The 20,208-nt window shown below is 44.4% G+C and carries 17 protein-coding genes and 2 tRNA genes; 15 read left to right on the top strand and 4 right to left on the bottom strand.

The genetic code is table 11. The annotated features are described in order from the left end of the window. Positions 1-111: 111 nt before the first annotated feature. The 7 genes from moaB (at position 112) to modB (ending at position 4,474) form a co-directional block, all read left to right on the top strand. The gene (gene moaB / locus I3255_RS08625) at positions 112-642 is read left to right on the top strand and encodes a molybdenum cofactor biosynthesis protein B (RefSeq protein ID WP_238038477.1); all 531 of its coding nucleotides are present in this window, start codon (positions 112-114) and stop codon (positions 640-642) included. A 75-nt stretch (positions 643-717) separates the two neighbouring features. Next, positions 718-1,419 carry an NTP transferase domain-containing protein gene (locus tag I3255_RS08620; RefSeq protein ID WP_238038476.1) on the top strand — a complete coding sequence of 234 codons (702 nt, stop codon included), beginning with the start codon at positions 718-720 and terminating at the stop codon, positions 1,417-1,419. 42 nt (positions 1,420-1,461) lie between these two features. After that, a complete protein-coding gene (gene moaC, locus I3255_RS08615) occupies positions 1,462-1,968 on the top strand; it encodes a cyclic pyranopterin monophosphate synthase MoaC (RefSeq protein WP_238038475.1) in 507 nt (168 codons plus the stop codon). 76 nt (positions 1,969-2,044) lie between these two features. Continuing rightward, positions 2,045-2,326 (top strand): MoaD/ThiS family protein, encoded by a 282-nt coding sequence (locus tag I3255_RS08610; protein WP_238038474.1) that lies wholly within the window; start codon positions 2,045-2,047, stop codon positions 2,324-2,326. A gap of 55 nt (positions 2,327-2,381) precedes the next feature. Further along, positions 2,382-2,873 carry a molybdenum cofactor biosynthesis protein MoaE gene (locus I3255_RS08605; RefSeq protein ID WP_238038473.1) on the top strand — a complete coding sequence of 164 codons (492 nt, stop codon included), beginning with the start codon at positions 2,382-2,384 and terminating at the stop codon, positions 2,871-2,873. Further along, positions 2,866-3,726 (top strand): molybdate ABC transporter substrate-binding protein, encoded by an 861-nt coding sequence (gene modA, locus I3255_RS08600; RefSeq protein WP_238038472.1) that lies wholly within the window; start codon positions 2,866-2,868, stop codon positions 3,724-3,726. The genes I3255_RS08605 and modA overlap by 8 nt, the downstream gene beginning before the upstream one ends. 46 nt (positions 3,727-3,772) lie before the next feature. Beyond that, a complete protein-coding gene (gene modB / locus I3255_RS08595) occupies positions 3,773-4,474 on the top strand; it encodes a molybdate ABC transporter permease subunit (protein WP_238038471.1) in 702 nt (233 codons plus the stop codon). Between the two features lie 184 nt (positions 4,475-4,658). Here the strand turns inward: modB and I3255_RS08590 are convergent. Both I3255_RS08590 and I3255_RS08585 read right to left on the bottom strand, forming a co-directional pair. Next, positions 4,659-4,735 (bottom strand) — tRNA-Asp (locus I3255_RS08590). A gap of 52 nt (positions 4,736-4,787) precedes the next feature. After that, positions 4,788-4,863: transfer RNA gene (locus I3255_RS08585), tRNA-Val, on the bottom strand. 279 nt (positions 4,864-5,142) lie between these two features. Between I3255_RS08585 and I3255_RS08580 the strand changes: the two genes are divergently transcribed. The 7 genes from I3255_RS08580 (at position 5,143) to I3255_RS08550 (ending at position 15,549) form a co-directional block, all read left to right on the top strand. Beyond that, complete coding sequence (locus I3255_RS08580) at positions 5,143-6,783, top strand: cardiolipin synthase (RefSeq protein ID WP_238038470.1); 1,641 nt, start codon at positions 5,143-5,145, stop codon at positions 6,781-6,783. A gap of 109 nt (positions 6,784-6,892) precedes the next feature. Then, positions 6,893-8,392 carry a tetratricopeptide repeat protein gene (locus I3255_RS08575; RefSeq protein ID WP_238038469.1) on the top strand — a complete coding sequence of 500 codons (1,500 nt, stop codon included), beginning with the start codon at positions 6,893-6,895 and terminating at the stop codon, positions 8,390-8,392. A gap of 119 nt (positions 8,393-8,511) precedes the next feature. Further along, entirely contained in the window at positions 8,512-10,113 is a 1,602-nt protein-coding gene (locus tag I3255_RS08570; RefSeq protein ID WP_238038468.1) for a 3-deoxy-D-manno-octulosonic acid transferase, read from the top strand. Beyond that, a complete protein-coding gene (locus I3255_RS08565) occupies positions 10,110-10,832 on the top strand; it encodes a 16S rRNA (uracil(1498)-N(3))-methyltransferase (protein WP_238038467.1) in 723 nt (240 codons plus the stop codon). The genes I3255_RS08570 and I3255_RS08565 overlap by 4 nt, the downstream gene beginning before the upstream one ends. Positions 10,833-11,128: 296 nt before the next feature. Beyond that, positions 11,129-12,271 carry an extracellular solute-binding protein gene (locus I3255_RS08560; protein ID WP_238038466.1) on the top strand — a complete coding sequence of 381 codons (1,143 nt, stop codon included), beginning with the start codon at positions 11,129-11,131 and terminating at the stop codon, positions 12,269-12,271. A gap of 161 nt (positions 12,272-12,432) precedes the next feature. Then, a complete protein-coding gene (locus tag I3255_RS08555; RefSeq protein WP_238038465.1) occupies positions 12,433-14,109 on the top strand; it encodes an iron ABC transporter permease in 1,677 nt (558 codons plus the stop codon). A 354-nt stretch (positions 14,110-14,463) separates the two neighbouring features. Beyond that, complete coding sequence (locus I3255_RS08550; RefSeq protein WP_238038561.1) at positions 14,464-15,549, top strand: ABC transporter ATP-binding protein; 1,086 nt, start codon at positions 14,464-14,466, stop codon at positions 15,547-15,549. 27 nt (positions 15,550-15,576) lie between these two features. Here the strand turns inward: I3255_RS08550 and I3255_RS08545 are convergent, their stop codons facing one another. Beyond that, a complete protein-coding gene (locus I3255_RS08545; protein WP_238038464.1) occupies positions 15,577-16,434 on the bottom strand; it encodes a methyltransferase domain-containing protein in 858 nt (285 codons plus the stop codon). Positions 16,435-16,480: 46 nt separating this feature from the next. Next, the gene (locus I3255_RS08540) at positions 16,481-16,762 is read right to left on the bottom strand and encodes a hypothetical protein (protein ID WP_238038463.1); all 282 of its coding nucleotides are present in this window, start codon (positions 16,760-16,762) and stop codon (positions 16,481-16,483) included. A 580-nt stretch (positions 16,763-17,342) separates the two neighbouring features. Between I3255_RS08540 and gyrA the strand changes: the two genes are divergently transcribed. Beyond that, positions 17,343-20,150, top strand: a complete 2,808-nt coding sequence (gene gyrA / locus I3255_RS08535) for a DNA gyrase subunit A (protein ID WP_238038462.1) — start codon at positions 17,343-17,345, stop codon at positions 20,148-20,150. The last annotated feature ends 58 nt before the right edge of the window (positions 20,151-20,208 follow it).

The following is a 20,208-nucleotide window of genomic DNA, read 5'->3' as shown; positions in this document are numbered from 1 at the left end:
GGTATTCTCAGTCCTTAATCATGATGCTAACCGATGCTGTTTTTGCTATAGCTTTTCTGACATAAGCTTTTTTTAATACAATTATAAAATCATATCTATAAAGGATTTTTTATGAGTAAGCCTGCTGCACCATTTACCCCACTTAATATTGCGGTCTTGACTGTTTCTGATAGCCGTACGCTGGCAGAAGACACATCAGGTCAGTATTTAGTAGATAGTTTGACCGAAGCAGGGCATCATTTGGCAGACCGTCAGCTGATTACTGATGATATTTACCAAATTCGCGCCGTGATTAGTGGCTGGATTGCCAGTCCAGATGTGCACGCGGTTATCACGACTGGTGGCACAGGCTTCTTTATTAGAGACAGTATGCCAGAGGCGGTGAGTGTATTATTCGATAAGTCGATTGATGGTTTTGGTGAGATGTTCCGTTTGATTTCAAAAGATGAGATTGGTATGTCTACTGTGCAGTCACGAGCAGTCGCTGGTATGGCCAATGGTACGGGTATATTTTGTCTACCAGGATCGTCTGGCGCATGCCGCACAGGGTGGGAAAACATTCTAAAAGAGCAGTTTGATAGCCGTACGCGTCCGTGTAATTTTGTGCCGCATTTTTTGGCGCAAAACCCCAGTCATAACTGATTGATAAATAATTAATTAATGATAAATGATTAAGCCATGACAGCTATTTAACCAAAACCGATAGGCAGTGGCATCATGACAGCGTGCTCGAATAATTCGGATAACTTGGCAGGTATAGTAATCTTAGCTGGCGGGGCATCCAAACGCATGGGTACTCCCAAAGCGACGCTTACTCTGCCCTCAGGTGAGCAGCTATTGCATTACCATGTCCGTCATGCCAGCGAGTTGCAAGTTCCTATTTTGATTGCGGATAATGGGCGTGGCTTTTATGTTGATTCAGATGCTACTTTAAACAAACCCAGTTCACCTGTGATGCCTATAGCTGACTACGTTTCCGATTTTGACGCTGATAATAATGAGCAAATTCATACAGGTGGTGCATTGGTCGCTATCGAATCAGCATTGCAAACATTGAGTGGTTTGAATGATTCAGAGGTATCAAAAAATCAGCATGCATCGTGGCTATTGGTAATGAGCTGTGACAGTTTAATACCCGCAACCGATTTGTGGCAAAAACTGCAACTCTCGATTACTCCAGCCGCTGATAAGAGAGTCATTTGCTTAAAAGACGACAATCACTTATATCCACTACTAGGGCTTTATCATTTACACATTGAACCTGATTTGAAAGCTTATATTGATAGTGGTCAGCGCCGAGTCATGCCTTTTATTCAGCCAATGGTGAAGGCTGTACCATTTACTCAGGACTGGCAGCATTTGACCAACTTTAATAACCCTAAAGATTTTAAGCTGGCATGTGCCGCGCTACCAAAATAATAAAAATACTAATAAATATATGACTAAGAAAAGGCTATATCAATGAGTAACAGCTTTCAGACAAATCATCAATCTGCTTTATCACACTTAGATAGTGATGGCGATATTACCATGGTTGATGTCAGTGGCAAGACTGCAACGACGCGAGAAGCCAATGCAATGGGGCAGGTTCGTTTTCCGAGCGAGATTTATGCGCAGATTAAAGCGGCTGATGGTATGACCAAAAAAGGCAGCATTACGCAAACGGCACACATCGCCGGCATCATGGCTGCCAAACGCACGCATGATTTGATACCGCTTTGTCATCCGCTGCCGTTAGATAAGATCGGCCTAACATTTATATATGATGATACGCTTAGCAGTATTACCGTCAGTGCGGTGGTCAAAGTCACGCACAAAACGGGGGTTGAGATGGAAGCGCTAACCGCCGTGAGCGTTGCCTGCTTGACTATCTATGATATGACCAAAGCGCTATCGCATGACATCGTCATAGATGATATTCACCTGATTAAAAAGACAGGTGGCAAGTCAGATTATAGTCATGCTTAGCTTAAAAAATACATTATCAATGAATAGAGATGTACTGAATATTAAGCAAGGACGCTTGCAAAGAAAGGAGAGATTTATGAGTGCTATTGAGACAAAAGCTGATATCGAATCAACGATGGATATTAACGTAATCTATTTTGCCAGTTTGGCGGATGAGGCCAACTGTCAGCAAGAGACTGTCAAATTACCCCAAGACACCTCATTGACTGAACTATACGAACAACTTAGTCAAAAGCATCGTTTTAGTCGTCCGCAGTCAGAGCTGCGGGTAGCAGTCAATGATTACTTCGCCAAATGGACCGATCAAATCAATGATGGTGACAGTGTGGTTTTTATTACGCCAGTTGCTGGTGGTTAAATACGTGTTTCTGAGTAGCCAGCAAGCCAATAAAAATAATAAATAGAGAAGAAAAATGACCGACAATGTCCATAACCACTCAATGACCATCAAACGTAGTAGCGATGAAGCGTACCTTATTGCTGAGCGCGACGGTTTTGCATTGCTCGATATTGCGATTGACGAAAATAAGCTCAAAAGTACGTTAGACAATGACAGCTGCGGTGCGTTCGTTTGCTTTGAAGGGCGAGTGCGAAACCATAACAATGCCACGAGTGTTGATCGCCTTACGTATTACGGTTATGAGGATTTGGCCATCAACCAAGGCCGCGCCATTATAGAAGAAGCCAAAAAGCGTTTTGAGATCACTCATGCCATAGCGATACATCGTATCGGTGCGCTAGAGATTGGTGACGTGGCTGTGTGGGTGGGGGTAGTGTCGGCGCATCGCTATCCAGCATTTGATGCGTGTCGCTGGATACTAGATACCATCAAAGCGGACATTCCTGTTTGGAAGCAAGAATATTACGAAGATGACTCGTCTAAATGGCTCAGCAATAATGGGTAGGTCACTAGCTGCTAGTATCTCTGCGTGTTGGCTATTGGCATTAAGTGCTTGTACAGCAGATAACAGTACAAATGCAGAATCGGCGACTGCGACAAGTGCTGAGCACCAAACACTACGTATCGCTGCGGCAGCCAACTTATCTGATGTCTTACCTAGTATCATTGATAGCTATCAAACGGATAGCAATATATCGAATCAAAACAACTTAGATATTGAAGTCACTTACGCGTCATCTGGTAAGCTATATGCACAAATCAAGGCAGGCGCCCCTTATGATATATTTTTGTCTGCCAACCAGGAGTTTCCGGAAAAGCTTGCTGATGAAAATGCTGCTGATAACAGTGATAAGAATAATGAATCTGCCTCGCCATTTACCTATACCAGAGGTCAGCTGGCACTCTATAGTGTCACAAAACCTTTAAATGATTTTGCGCCAGCATCACTTCTTGACGCGTTTACAAGTGCTAGTTTCACAGATAATAGCAAGATTTCTATTGCCAATCCTGAACTCGCTCCTTATGGTGCATCTGCAAAAGCCTATCTGCAATCACAAAAAATGTATGATAAATTGAATGCACAAAAAAGTCTGATACAGGCAGAGAATATTGGTCAAGTATTTCAGTACGCCCATACAGGCAGCGTAGACTATGGATTTGTGGCGCAGTCTCAACTTGTGGCAATAAAAGCCAAACCTGAGCAGTTCATTACTTTACCAAAAGCGTCTTATCCAGCTATTCTGCAGGATGGTATCGTTATCAATAATACAGTCCCAGCAGCAGCGTTTACCAAATACTTGCGCTCGGATGCAGGACAACAGCACTTCGCGCAGGCAGGCTACCTGCCCATTCAGTAATTCGTTAGACTAGACCTTCTACCTATAGAACGAGCCGTGACATTATATGATCGATCAGTCTCTTATGTCAGATATGCTCAGTCCATTTTGGGTGAGTATTAAGCTCGCTTCTGTCACGACCCTATGTTTATTATTATTTGCGACCCCTATGGCTTATTGGCTTGCCAAACCAAGCCGTAGAAAAGCCATTGGACGTCTCAAAGTTTTACTCATGGGTATCATTGCCATGCCTCTAGTGCTTCCACCTACGGTCATTGGCTTTTATTTATTATTATTATTAAGCCCAAATATGGGTATCGGTAAATGGCTGATTGAGCACAATATTAGTCCGCTTATTTTTACTTTTGAAGGTCTAGTGATTGGCTCTATTATTTATTCACTGCCTTTTTATATACAGCCAGTGTATGCACAGTTTTTGCGTATTCCCCAAAGTGTCACTGAAGTCGCGCATCTGTTAGAGCCCAGTCGTCTGCGCCGCTTTATCAAAATCTCCCTACCGCAAGCACGCGTGGGTATTATTTTGGGTAGTTTGGTGAGCTTTGCTCATACCATTGGTGAGTTCGGTGTGGTGCTAATGATAGGTGGCAGTATCTCAGGTGAGACCAAGGTGGTATCGATTGCGATATATGAGCAAGTAGAAGCGCTCAACTATGAGGCAGCGCATATGATGTCTGGCATTTTGATTATCATGGGTGTGGTGATGGTGGCGTTGATTGCTAGTGTGAGTCGCATGAGTCAGCGTCCATAGTGCTAAAATACCTGCACGTCTGCTGGATGATTATAACTATTGCTAATACAAAATAGATGCTTATCGAGAGGTAGTTATATTAGAGGGGACATAGACAAAAAACGCAGACACAAAAAAACCCCAAACAATCTAATGCTTGAGGCGAAACTTTCTTAAACTTAACAGTTTAAATTCGTTTTAAATATGGCGCAGCGGACGGGACTCGAACCCGCGACCCCCGGCGTGACAGGCCGGTATTCTAACCAACTGAACTACCGCTGCTTAGGTCGTCTTAGCTTCTTGCTCTTATTTAAAGAGCCCACCTGCTAAGAAGTGGTGGGTGATGACGGATTCGAACCGCCGACATTCTGCGTGTAAGGCAGACGCTCTACCAACTGAGCTAATCACCCTTCGAACAATCGCAATGCAATTTATTCAACATCAACTGAGCGCTACGTTTGTCACTAAGCTCTGCTGCTGTGGGTGTGTATTATATAGATTTACACTTGGCTGTCAAACGTTATTTTAACTATTTTATGAAATAATCGGAAATAAATTTTTAATCCTATTAAAAACAGTAATATATGGTAGACGCTTACTTGTATTTTTTAGAGGCAGGTTATGATTGTTAGCAGTTGTTTGACAGCGAAAAGCTACTATACTACGGATACTTTGTTTTTTGAGCATGATTGAGGGAGGCCAGCATAGATATTTTTACGATTGGGCAGATCTTTACCAACTGGACGTGGGGAGAGTACGCAGGTCTAGGTCTGATATTTCATATTATGCTGATGATTGTTATGACGTTACGCGTCGTATCAGTGCAGCGTAATATTGGTGTATCCATTGCTTGGATTGCTGTGCTTTATACCGTGCCCGTGTTCGGTCTGATTGCGTACATACTACTGGGCGAGCCGATGATCGGACGACGCTACCGTGAGCGCGTGGATCAAGCAAGCATCATGATGAATGACATGGCACGGCGCGAACATCTGGTGTTTGATAAAGGACAAGAGCTGCTACCCATCAAATACCGCGGTGTGAGTCAAATAGGAACGCGCTGGACAGGGCTGGGAGTATTTCCCGATCATCAAATGCAGTTGTTAACAGATCCTGCATCGATTTTTCAGCGTTTGATTGAGGATATCCATACAGCGCAGCGCATTGTTTTTATGGAGTTTTATATCGTATACCCCAAAGGAAAAGTACTCGATGTGATAGAGGCGTTGTCGGTAGCCGCTCAGCGCGGCGTTGAGTGTCACATATTGGCTGATAGTGTAGGCAGCTTTAGTTTTATTAATAGTAGTGCCCATCGTCAATTAGAAAAAGCCGGTGTTTTTGTCCATCAGTCGCTGCCAGTAGGGCTGCTTAAGACCTTATTTAAACGCTCGGATTTGCGTAATCACCGTAAGATGGTGGTCATTGACGAATATATTGGCTATATCGGTAGCTTTAATTTGGTCGATCCGAGGTTTTTTAAGCAAAATAAAAATGTCGGACAGTGGATTGATGTGGCGATCAGAACCACCAGCCACCACTCTATTAGTATCAATACCGCTATGGCCAAAGTTATTGTTACTGATATTGGTGCTGAAAATAACGACAATCTCGCTGAGCTACATCAGCGGGTTAACAATTACACACGTAAATTGTATGTGATGGACCCAACTATCAACGATTTGAATAGTCGAGTAAAGGTGTTGGGTGATACGATTGATTATCATGAGCAGCCAGATATCGGTAGCACTTCAATTGTGATACCAAAGATGCCTGTCGTAGATAACGTGATGGCACAGCTCATACCGTCAGCACCGCAACTCACAGCGCATGTAATTTACAATACGTTAGTGACTGTGATTCACCGTGCCAATAAGCGTATTCGTATTACCACACCTTACTTTGTACCGGATGAGTCCCTATCGGGTGCGCTGACGATAGCGGCAAAACGCGGCGTTGAAGTGACGATTATTGTTCCTGAAAAAGTCGATTCGTTTTTGGTGCAGCATGCTTCACAAGCTTATTATCAAGAGCTGCTGGATGCTGGCGTGACTATTGCGCTATTTCGAGGGGGGTTGCTACATGCGAAAACCGTGGTTATCGATGATGACTACTGCCTGTTTGGTACGGTCAATATTGATATGCGCAGTTTTTATTTAAACATGGAAGTCAGCTTGGCGATTTATACGCCAGAGATGGTCGCTCAAGTGGCTGACTGTCAAGAAATATATTTACAAAGTTGCCGTATTTTGGACAATGAAGAGTGGCAGCAGCGCCATGGATCAAAACGCTTATTTGATAATGTCGTACGCTTGTTTAGTCCTTTATTGTAGCGCGCTGAATTTTAGGTTAAGGTAACCTGTCCGTGTTTTTTATGCTCATATTTTTAATCATTATTATTGCCTCTATAATCAACTTCTCTAAAAAAGGACACGCCTGTCTATGTCTGCCTCGCCCTTAACACCACTCGATTATATTGCAGAAGGCTACTGGCAAGATTTCTTAGCTGGGCGTCCTATCGCAGGTGGTATCGCATATGAGACACAGTTGCATAATTGTGCGCTAGATGAGTCGCTTGAGAGCTTACAGCGTATTGATACACTATTGTCTCAAGTACGCCGTGACATGATGAAAGGCGGTATATGGAATGAGGCGACGCTACTGGTCGATGAGCACTATCGCAACTTTATGGTGTTTTTGGCATTTTATGCAGGTCGCGTATTGGCACAGCAATGGCAAAATAGACCACGCTGGTATGGTCAGTTTGAGCTACGTAAGCGTTATCCTGAGCTGTCATTAATTGCCGATGACTTTTATCAGCATATGGCGGTTGGCTATGGTGATAATAATGCGGCTACTGATGCTCTGCCTTTATTTTTTGCATTAGAGCCAATAGGGCTGCGTCTATTTGGCAATATTGATCGGCCGTTTAAAGCGGTACAAGGTGGACAAGCGGCGAGTGGACTATACCAAGCAGTCAGCGCAAGATTGCCAGATTTATCGGATCACGATAATGTTTTAAAGATTTCTAGTGGTCAAGCAACCAAGGTCGTAACGCATAATACGACCCAAAGCCTTCACTCAACGACAGATTCGAGTACGACTATCAGTACAAGTCAACCTGCTAATCACTATGAGCCCTCAGAGGACACACCAGTAAATAATGAATTGAATGATGTTAATGTAATATCAGCCAATATCGAGCGCCCTTCTGCTACAACTACTGTATCTGAACCATTAGTGAGTACCGCGCCGCGCCAACCAGAGCTTCAAGTAAAACCTGAGCTGACGAAATTAGAGTCGCCAGTCATTAAGCCTATGGCACCTGTAAAAGCCTCACCGACCCCAGAAATGTTTACTCAATTGCTCGTAGAGCTAGATGAGATTGAGGTGCCGCAAATAGCAGGCGTGACTGAATATCAGCAAGCTTGCAAAGTTCTCGATCAGTTTGAGCGGCACATTGCCAAGCAGGACAAACCGCGTGGCCAAGTTGTCTTTTCAGACAGCCATATAGCAGCAAAAAACAAAGCATTGCTAGCATTACAGGCGGCTGCAGAATCTGGTAATACGGCTGCTATGCTGCGCTTCGCCATGCATGAGTTACTTGGCGAAGGACTCACGGCAGATGATGAGGACGCTAAAAAATCTGGTATAGAATGGGTGAAGCAAGCTGCTAGCAAAAATGACAGCCGTGCCCAGCGTTTACTTAGCAAGCTGTATTATCAAGGGGTAGGCGTGCCGCAAGATATTGATAGTGGTAAATACTGGCTAGAGCAAGCGGCAGATAATGGTCATATAGAAGCCAAAAACCTTGTATATCAATGGGAGCAAGCGCAAACATTGATTACGACACAAAAGCAAGAGCAACACAGTATCAAGCGCTACCAGTTACTGTTTGGTGCAGTGATCGTGGTTGCGATACTGATACTGATTATCGTCTAATCGCTATTTACTCAGTAAACTTTTAAAAGTTTATGGTTACGCGCTGATTTCAGGTAGAATTGGCGCGTTTTTACATTTACCTTCCTGCTGTTTGATTCATTACTAATTTGGGCTACTCCATGCCATCATCTCATACTCCATCTAACGCCTCGTCCAACTCCACTGATACTATGCTACTAGATAATAATCTACTGACTGACAGAGCGGTGTACCAAACGCCATTTTATTATCAGTTTCTGATCGGTGTACTAAAACCATTATATCGCCTGCAAGTATGGCGGCGCTCTCACAAACGCGACAATTATCAGCAAGAAGTTGCTCAGCGTTTTGGCAAGCAGTATCCACCGCGTCCAGCGACTACTGGCCATGGTAATAAAGGTGTGATTTGGTGTCATGCGGTATCGTTGGGGGAGACCAATACGGTTGCGCCTTTATTAGACGCATTACTGGCTAGTGGCTATCAGATATGGTTGACCAACACCACGCAGACAGGTTTTGCTCGCGGTGCCAGTCGGTTTGCAAACGAAATCGCTCAAAACCGCATGAGCCACAGTTATGTCCCCGTTGATACTCCTGCCGTGATTGAGACATTTTTGACGCACGTACAGCCTATTGCCGCGCTGTTTGTCGAAACTGAACTATGGGCGAATATCTTGACCAAGCTTGCTCAGCATCAGATACCAAGTATTCTCGTCAATGGTCGTCTCTCGGTGGCTTCTTTTAAAAGTTACCAAAAAATTGGTGCGGTGAGCACTAGCATGATGAAAAACCTTGCGCTCATCATTGCGCAAGACAGCGATTCTGCCAAACGCTTCCGTCAATTAGGAGCGGATAGCGCACAGATTCGCGTGGCAGGGTCGCTAAAGTGGGTCATCAATACGCCTAAAATCGATGATAAGGCGATTGATTCTAGTGAGCAGGCTGGTGATACAGAAGAGGCACGTGTGCAGATACCCTCTAAAAAAAATGCGCTCGCCAAAAAAAATGAGCTGGCAAAAGCGTTTGCGATAGCAGACCGACCAGTTTGGGTGGCAGCAAGCACTCATAACGGCGAAGAAGAGACGGCGCTATCGTTACATCAGCAACTATTGTCACGGCCAGTATTAGCCAATACGTTACTGATCATCGTGCCTAGGCATCCTGAACGTTTTGATGAAGTTGCAGCATTGATCGAAAAGACTGGTCTAACAATGGCACGCCGCAGTCTTGATGAGGCCATTAATGCAGATACGCAAGTCTATCTGGCGGACAGCATGGGTGAGATGATGACTTGGTATACGCTGGCAAATGTTGCATTGGTTGGAGGGTCGCTAGTCGATATAGGCGGACACAATCCAGTTGAACCTGCGAGCGTGGCAACGCCTATTATCATGGGTCGTTACACCCAATCGTGTCAAAGCGTGGTCGATAAGCTGGCCGAGGTAGGTGCCTTATATCAACCAAACAATGAGTTTTATCGTCCAATCACGATAGATGGCTCAAATGAGAGCGCTAAAATTATAGCAAATCATCTGCACGGTACTGATAGCGCTGATGACACCGCACTTATTTATCAGCAGCTAGAAGCTTGGTTAAATGATTTACCATTAGCGACGCAGGCAGGGCAAGCTGGCGAGACAATAACCGTACAGCAGCAAGCGGTGTTGACTCGTCAGTTTACGATGATTGAGGACGTTATTGAGCAATATTTTCCTCAAAATTTAGGGCAAGAGATATTATGAATTGTATACTACTGCCCGTTGAAAATTTCTCTGCAAACACGGCAAAGATCAATGACTTGGTGCAAGTCGATCATGTCAATAACATACTGGACGCAAAAGTTGGTGATACGCTCAAAATAGGCCAGCTCGGTGGCAATCTTGGCACGGCTGTCATTGAGGGTATTGCCTCTGATAGCATTGAGTTACGTGACGTTCAGCTTACTATTACACCGCCAGCCAAACTGGATTTAACCGTTGTTTTAGCGTTGCCTCGTCCCAAAGTACTGCGGCGTTTGATCATGGACATGACGGCGCTTGGCGTACGCAATATTGTACTTATCAATAGCTATCGCACGCAAAAAAGCTATTGGCAAAGTCCGATGCTTGCGCGTCTTGACGAGTTTGTATTAGAAGGTCTACAGCAAGGGGTTGATACCATTGCCCCTCGTATTATGCTACAAAAACGCTTTAAGCCATTTGTCGAGGATACGTTTGCAAGTTTGGTAACCAATCGATCGATCGTCGCGCACCCTTATGGTCAGCAATCATTTTCTGAATATCGAAAAATACACTCGTCAGTAGGATTGCCAAGTCTGGTCTGTATCGGTGCAGAGGGCGGTTGGATTGATTATGAGATAGCGCTGCTTGCAGAACAAGGCTGCACGCCAGTACACATAGGGCCGCGTATATTGCGTACAGAAGCGGCGGTCAATGTGATTTTGGGACAATGGCTGCTCTAGGGCTTATCATGATTTTTATCACTATTTCCAAAATTTTGCGTTCGCTCGTTGACGTGTTGAGTCTTCATAAAAGTAAGTTTTAGCAAAATTCAACCTTATTCAACCTTTGAAAGGTGACTAATAAGTTAAATAAGGTCAGTATCTTGAGCCTGATAAATGTATTGATAATTAATCTCATTTCTATTAGTATGTTGTTTTCACAATTATGGTCAATAAGTCCTAATAAATAGGGTTTTTTAACCGTTTTATCTCACCATTTGTCGCACTTTTTTTATTGCATTATTCTGGGGAAAACCATGCCACTGAACACCATCTGTACTAACTTACCAACCGCTAAGACTGTCCTGCCTGCTGCCGTATTTGGCCTCATGTTGGGTTTGGTTGGCTGTAGCGACTCTTCTACAACAGAAGGTAGCGCGGAAACAGAAGCAGCAGAGGCTGGTACAGAGCAGCAAGCAGCGAGTGATGTAAGTGACAATGCCGCGGCAACGACAACGGGTGATGATCAAACAGTCACTATCTACTCATCACGTAATGAGCAGCTTATTAAGCCTTTATTGGATCGTTATACTGAACAGACGGGTGTTAAAGTTGAGCTGGTCACAGACAAAGAGGGTCCACTCATGGCGCGTCTGCAAGCAGAAGGGCAGAATACGCCAGCCGATATGCTACTGACCGTTGATGCTGGTAACTTATGGCAGGCTACGCAGCAAGGGTTGCTACAACCAGTGTCCTCTTCTGTATTAGAAGCCAATGTGCCCGCAAAATATCGTGATCCAAAAGGTCAATGGACAGGTCTGTCACTGCGCGCGCGTACGATCTTTTATGACCCAAGCAAAGTCACGGCCGATCAACTATCGACTTATGAGGATTTGGCAGATCCAAAGTGGAAAGGCAAGCTTTGTCTACGTACTTCTAAAAAGGTCTACAACCAATCGCTTGTGGCCAGCATGATGGAGCATTTGGGCGAAGAAAGAACAGAAGAAGTGATTCGCGGTTGGGTAGATAACTTAGCCACTGATGTGTTTAGCGATGATACCAGTATGCTAGAAGCAATCGCCGCTGGCCAGTGTGAAGTCGGTATTGCTAACAGCTATTACTATGGTCGCTTGCTGGATGAAAAACCGGATTTCCCTGTGGAGATATTCTGGGCAAACCAAGGCACTACAGGTACGCACGTGAATGTTTCAGGGGCGGGTGTGGTTGCTGGCTCAGACAATCCAGATGGTGCGCTTAAACTGATCGAATGGTTGTCATCTGATGAGGCGCAAGGCCTGTATGCCAGCTCAGACAAAGAATTCCCAGTCAAAGAAGGGATTGATGAGTCAGAAATGCTGAGATCTTGGGGTGAGTTCAAAAAAGACGATATCAACGTACAGAAATTTGGTGAGCTACAAACTCAAGCCATTCAGATGATGGATAAAGCGGGTTATAAATAAAGGACTACCAGTCATCGCAATACCAAGCTCAAAACCATCGTTTCTAAAGAACAGCCTTTAAAGATAAGTCATTAAGAGTTAGTTGTTAAAGTAATGACGATTTTGAGTTTGGTCTATGCTTAAAAAGCCTTAATGAGTGAGTATGACACGGTAATGATACTATGATCACAACGCCAGATGCGTCTGTTAGTCAAAACAATACAGTCAATGACAGTGCTAATGACACTCAGACGATCAGTCAAGACCACACCCTTCGTAAACATATTATCTCGAAATCAGTCTTAGGGCTGGTTTCGTTGTTTATGCTGGTGCCGATTTTGATTGTGTTGTTATCGTGGACGCAACCAGTCGCAGACATTTGGACACATATGGCAGAGTACGTACTGCCACAAGTGCTCAAAAATACTGCGATTTTATTGTTTATGGTAACTATTATATCAGGCACTATCGGTACGGTTTTGGCTTGGATAACCAGCATGTACCGCTTCCCTGGTCAGCGGTTTTTTTCGTGGGCATTGATGTTGCCGCTTGCCATACCGGCTTACGTATTGGCGTTTGTCACCATTGGTATTGTTGATTTTAGTGGACCGTTACAGACAGGACTGCGCGATTTTGGTATCACGACAGCGATTCCCTCAATACGCAATGTATGGGGCGCAGGTCTCATTCTATCATTGGCATTTTATCCTTACGTGTATTTGCTGGCGCGTCAGGCGTTTTTGTCGCAAGGTCGGCGGGCAATTGAGGCAGGACAGATGCTGGGTTTGAGCCGTAGCCGTGTGTTTTTTCGGTTGGCATTACCACAAGCATTGCCGTGGATCATCGGTGGCTTATTACTAGCAAGTATGGAAACGTTGGCAGATTTTGGCGCGGTTTCGGTATTCAATGTCGACACTTTTACAACGGCTATTTATAAGGCGTGGTTTGGCTTTTTTAGTTTGACCACAGCCGCTCAGTTGGCAGCGTTGCTCATCGGTGTGATTTTTATCGTGGTACTGTTTGAGCAGTATTGGCAAGCCAAGCGTGGTAGCTCGATTACGCAAGGTAGCAACCAGCGTTTTGATGCCAGCACACCTGCCAAAATAGGGATGAGCTTGCTGTGTACGTTTGTATTTTTACTGGCTTTTCTAATACCGTTTTTGCAGCTGATTTATTGGACAGCATTAAATTTTCGCCAAGATTTTGATGCGCGCTATATTGATTTTGTGACTAACAGCCTTATGATTGCTAGTATGACCACGCTTTTTATTGCTTTTTTGGCAGTGATTATTGCGTGGATTAAGCGGCAATATCCTGATAAATCGACCAAACTGATGACCACGTTGGCCAATTTAGGCTACGTCGTGCCGGGTACGGTATTGGCAGTGGGTATTTTTATCCCCATTGCGTGGCTAGACAATCAAATGATTGCCTTTGGTATCACCTCGCAGCAAGTGCTCTCTGGCAGTGTCATTGTCATGCTATTGGCCTTATCGACACGTTTTATGACGGTCAGTTTTCAGCCAGTGGATCGGCAGTTACAGCGCCTGACCGTCAATCAAGAAGCAGCAGCAAAACTGCTTAGTGACAGTGCTTACCAGCGTTGGCGTCATGTGATGCTACCAGTGCTCAGCCCTGGGGTGCTAACGGCATTATTAATGGGGTTTGTCGAAGTGATGAAAGAGATGCCGATTACATTGATGACACGCAGGCAGGGCTGGGATACGCTGGCGGTGCGAGTGTTTGAAATGACGAGCGAAGGCATGTGGGGACGGGCGGCACTACCGAGCCTATTGATTGTACTGGTTGGATTGCTTCCTGTTTGGATATTATTGCGTCAAAGTGACAAACAGGGCTAACCGCGATTTCTTTGTATACATTTGCCACATTCGATGGCGCGTAACCCAACTTATATTATAATTTTTACTGCTTTACCCAAAATTGTATCTACTAATAGCGAACTGGGATTGTCTATGTACACTGATTCAATGAACGACTCATCAGGCGCTCAGTCCGTAAAGACTGGAGCACGCATTACTCCTGTCAAAAAATCACCAGTCGTGCAAACTCGGACAGCTCAATCTCAACCCAACAAGCCTGTAAAACAAGCCGATACTGTGAGCCAAGATACTGAGAGCACTATCGCGACCAATCCTTATTTTAGTGTACAAAACCTAATTGTTGGCTATGACGATACCATCGTCGTCAATGGTATGTCTTTAGTATTAGAGCAAGGAGAGATTGGATGCTTCTTAGGTTATAGCGGCTGCGGCAAGACCACGGCATTACGAGCGATCGCAGGTTTAGAGCAAAGCCGCGGCGGTACTATTTATTTAAACAATCAGCGTCTAACGGAAAAAACAGCTCGCCAATCATTTGCCGTGGCGCCAGCCAAGCGCGGCATGGGGATGGTGTTTCAAGATTATGCGCTTTTTGGTCATTTGAGCGTGGCCAAGAATATTGCCTTTGGCCTTAATAAATGGTCAGCAGCTGATAAAAAAGCACGAGTACAAGAGATGCTAAGCCTAGTCGAACTGACTGAGCATGCGGACAAACGCCCAAATGAGCTATCCGGTGGTCAGCAGCAGCGTGTGGCGCTTGCAAGGGCACTCGCACCGAAGCCTAAATTACTACTACTTGATGAGCCATTTTCCAACCTAGACGTGGTATTACGTGAATCCTTAGCAATGAATGTCCGTGATATTCTTAAACGTACCAATACTACTGCGATTTTGGTCACTCATGATCAAAACGAAGCGTTTGCGTTAGCAGATAAAGTCGGGGTCATGGACAAGGGCAGATTGGTACAGTGGGCAACACCAAGCGAGCTGTATCATGAGCCTGTCAGTCCTTTTGTCGCTGAGTTTGTCGGCGAAGGCGCGATGATAGACGGTATCATCAAAGAAGGCCATGTTGAGACGGCGCTGGGTAATATCTATCGCCGCATGGAAGTCTACGATGAATCAGGACAACCACAATATTGCGCGTATGATTATCCCAATGGCACGCCCATTAAAGTACTCGTGCGCCCTGATGATATCATTCATGATGATGACAGTACGCAGACAGCCTTGGTGATTGGGCGGGTTTTTCGCGGTGCCAATTATTTATATCGATTGCAATTGGATGACGGACAGACCGTATTATCACTAGTTGCCAGCCATCATAATCATGCAATTGGCTCTCATATTGGTATCTTGCCATTGTTAGAGCATGTGGTGGTATTTGATGAAAAAGAAGTCAATGCCACCACTTGGTCAGAATATGACAGATCATCGAGGGTTGATGAAGACGTTTAGCAGCCTTTACAACCTTTGAGCGGTTGTCTAAATGTACCGTTTAGCCAGAATATGCAAATACCGTCCAAGCCATTTGTACGGTTCTAACTGTGAGTAACGTAACTCCATTCTTATCACCGCATCTGGGTCGTTATGGCCACCACGCTTGAGCGGTGCATAGTCATGAAATACTCGTAGACCACTACTACGTACCGTCTGATAGTCATGTGCCTTTAACCAAGACTCAACTTCTTCTTTAGCAACAGGATGATTGGGTGTGAGGCTTTTCTTATTGTCTGCCTTATAGTCTGTATTATCGAGTAAATTAAAATTTCCCATGATAAGATTGCGATAATCGAAGCTTGCAGGGTTGTAAAAGCACAAAGACAGCGCGCCATCATCTGTTAGATATTGATCAAAGAAGTCCATGACGGCAGCGGGCTCTGCCAGCCATTCGAGTAGCGCGTGCGACATGATCAAATCAAACTTATTGCTTTCTTCTTTAGCTAGCGTTTCTTCAAGCGCTTGATAAGGGCATACATACCATGTGATGTCTAGCTCTTGATCGATTTGCTCAGCGTTTGCTTTTGCCTTTTCAAGCATATTTGCTGAGATATCATTGATGACTACGCTATGACCTTGAGTAGCAAGCTCTATGGCAATTTGTGCAAGCCCTGCACCCACATCTAAGATACGCAGCGGTCGCCCAAGCGCTTCACTTATCTGCGCACTATATTCAAAAATGTCACGGCGTAATACTGCCAGTCTAATCTCTCCTTTTAATCCGCCGTAGACCTTTTTTTCAAAATGATCGGCAATGGCATCGAAGCTACGATCGGCACGTGTACCTTCTGGTGCTGTGGCTTGGTTTTGGTCAAGTTGGTTGTTTTGATGTTCAGTTGTCATAAGGCATTCAGATCAATAGATGAGAGGTTGAGAGCAATAAGAACATTTAGCGTTTCAAACGTCTATTAATGACCCATTTAAAAACGATCTTGGCTAAAACAATAATGACAAATACGACGATAACAAATACCCACATACCGTTGCCTTGTAGGTTTTCTTGATAGGCTTTTGCTAAATATGCTGATAAAGCCATAGCGACTAAAAGTGCTCCCCAACGGACATAAGGGATAGCGCGATTATTATGGTTGGGAAAGCTAGCAACATAATCACTCGAAAAGCTATATAGCACCATTGCTAAAATCCAAACAATCGCAAGAAGGATATCCATAATAAAAGTAGCCTGTTAGGTCGTTATTTGAGTTCTATAAAAGATGAGTTAGTGTAACGCTTAGGATTTTTTTGTCCAGCGTCACTAAAAAAATAGCCTCATTAACATGATTTAAACCGTAATATACTTATCATGAAAATAGCACGGTTATGAAAACCATTAGCTCATGTTAGAACAATTGGTAGGTTCTGTTCAGGTAAGGTGGGCAGAGTATCTCATTGCTCTGCAGATGGTAAATTCGTCTGTAAAAATAGCAAAATCAGTTAATCAAAAAAAACCTGCTACTAAAATTATTTTAGTGTGTGTCAATAATTCAAAATATCACTGTGAATGAACCGCTTGGCTTGATTTTAATGGCAGCCAGAACCCCCTAAATCAGCAAATTTGTGCTAAAATAGCTTCTTTTATTAAACATTAAAACTATCGCTATTTTCCTATTGTTTTGCACGTGTAGCAGTGTTTTTTTATGGTATGTATTTTGATCATGACTGCCCATTTATGTGGCAGTATTTTTATATGATCTATGGGTGCTATAAGCGATGTGTCAACGTTAGAAAAAAATGTGAGTGAAGGAGTGTATATGAGCGAATCGGTCAGTCCTATTGGCATCGTAGATGAACTAAAGCAGTCGTATTTGGATTATGCGATGAGCGTGATCGTCTCGCGTGCGCTGCCTGATGTGCGTGATGGGTTCAAACCTGTACACCGCCGCGTGATGTATGCCATGCACGTGCTATCAAACGATTATAATAAACCGTACAAAAAATCAGCCCGTGTGGTCGGTGATGTGATCGGTAAGTACCATCCACATGGCGATATTGCCGTCTATGACGCCATCGTCCGTATGGCGCAGGATTTTAGCTTGCGTTATCCAATGGTTGATGGTCAAGGTAACTTTGGCTCGATCGATGATGATCCTCCGGCAGCGATGCGTTATACCGAAGTACGTATGACCAAACTGACCCACCAGATGCTGGCTGATTTGGACAAAGACACAGTCGATTGGGAAGACAACTACGACGGCTCTGAGCGCATGCCAAGCGTGATGCCAGCGCGTATTCCTAACTTATTGGTCAATGGCGCGACGGGTATCGCTGTTGGTATGGCGACCAATATGGCACCGCATAATCTGACCGAAGTGATTAATGCGTGTTTGGCCTATGCTGAAAATCCACAAGTCTCAGCTGAAGAGCTGATGTCACACATCTCAGGCCCTGATTTTCCAACCGGCGGTATTATCTATGGTCGCGCTGGCATTTTAGATGCTTATCGTACGGGTAAAGGTCGTCTGCATATTCGTGGTCGCTATCATATCGAGCCGATGAGTAATACTGGCGTCAACCGTGACCGCGAGCGTATCGTATTTACCGAAGTGCCTTATCAGGCCAATAAAGCCAAACTCATCGAGCGTATCGCAGAGCTTGTCCGTGATAAAAAAATAGAAGGCATTAGCGAAATCCGTGATGAGTCTGATAAAGACGGTATGCGTATCGCTATTGACTTACGTCGCGGTGAGACGGCTGAAGTTATCGTCAATAACTTGTTCTTGCAAACGCCGCTTGAGTCTAGCTTTAGTATCAACATGGTGGCGCTCGATAATGGTCAGCCAAAGCTATTGACCTTGCGTCAGCTTATCGCTGCATTTGTCCGTCATCGTCAAGAAGTGGTGACACGCCGTACGATTTATGAATTGAACAAAGCCCGTGTTCGTGGTCATTTGCTCGAAGGTCTAACGGTCGCACTAGCCAATATCGATGAAATTATTGCGACGATTAAAGCGTCTGCAAACCGTGGACTCGCACGCGAAAGTTTATTGAATAATACGTGGGGTTCAGGTAGTGTCGTTGCGATGTTGACCGCTGCTGGCAGTCAGTCTGTACGTCCTGAATTTATCGAAGGTGAAGATCCTAAAGCGCCGTTTGGTCTGATTGAAGGACAAGAGCGCTATCGTTTATCCCTTGAGCAGGTCAATGCGATTTTAGATATGCAATTGCATCGCCTAACGGGCCTTGAGCAGGATAAATTGACTGAAGAATATCAAGACTTACTACGCGAAATCACTCATTTAGAGTCTATTCTTGGTGATTTTGATAAGCTCATGAGCATTATCTCTAATGAGATGATTGAGATTCGTGATAACTTTGGTGATGAGCGCCGTACCGACATCATCGACTCACGTATGGATTTTAGTCGTGAAGACCTGATTCCTGAGCAAACCGTTGTGATGACCGTCTCACGTACGGGTTACGCAAAAACTCAGCCAATTGATGACTACGTCGCACAAAAACGTGGCGGCAAAGGTAAGTCTGCAACGGCGATGAAAGAAGATGATGTGATTGACCATTTAGTCGTGACATCAACGCATTCGACTGTTTTGTGTTTCACTGACAGCGGGCGTGTCTTTAGCTTACGTGGCTTTGAAGTGCCGATTGCCAGTCGCGGTGCTCGTGGCCGTCCATTGGTGAATTTGATTGGTTTAAATAGCGATGAGACAGTGACGACGATATTGCCAATTCCAAAAATTGTAGAAGATACATCAGTAGTAGGTGAGGTATCAGCGCATAGCAATGATGACGATTCGGTAGAAGATAGCAATCAAGCAGAGCCACCTTTCGTATTCTTTGCCACGGCTAATGGTACAGTAAAGCGGGTAGAACTTAAGCAGTTTGCCAATATTCGCTCGAACGGCTTGATCGCGGTTGGTCTAGAAGATGGTGATAAATTGGTCAGCGCTCGTATTACTAATGGTAGCCAAGAAGTGATGCTATTTGCTTCAAGTGGTAAAGCCATTCGTTTTGATGAGAATGATGCTCGTGCGATGGGCCGTACAGCGAAAGGTGTTCGCGGTATGCGTCTGGCTGCTGATGAATTTATCAAATCATTGGTCGTTATCGAAGATGATGTACATGAAATCTTAATTGCTTGTGAAAACGGCTTTGGTAAGCGTACCCTTATCGAAGAGTTCAATACGCAAAATCGTGGTGGTGGCGGTGTAATTGCTATCAAGACCAGTGAGCGTAATGGCGCATTGGTACGAGCGACCAAGGTTGACGCTACTGATGATATTATTTTAATCTCTGACAAAGGAACGCTAGTACGTACGCCAGTTGAGCATGTCGCTAGCTCTGGTCGTAATACACAGGGTGTCACGCTCATTCGTCTGTCAAAAGATGAAAAATTAGTCGCTATGGCGCGTGTTGAGCACGAAGAGGGCGATGATGAATTAGTCGATGCGATGAAAGAAGATGGGACTTTCTCCGTAGACGGCCAAGAGCAGATAGATATCGATGCCGCAACTGACAATACCGCTTTGAGCGATGCCAACGACGTTATCGATATTGCCAACGATTACACATTGGACAATGATGCAGTAGATGATGACGAGTAATAGTCTTGGTAGTTAGCTTTTCAGTCTAGTTTCTGATCATTGTTCTAGAAAAAAGCCT

Source organism: Psychrobacter sp. Ps6, assembly GCF_022129235.1.
Lineage (GTDB): Bacteria > Pseudomonadota > Gammaproteobacteria > Pseudomonadales > Moraxellaceae > Psychrobacter.
This window is presented reverse-complemented; position numbering and strand designations above follow the sequence as displayed.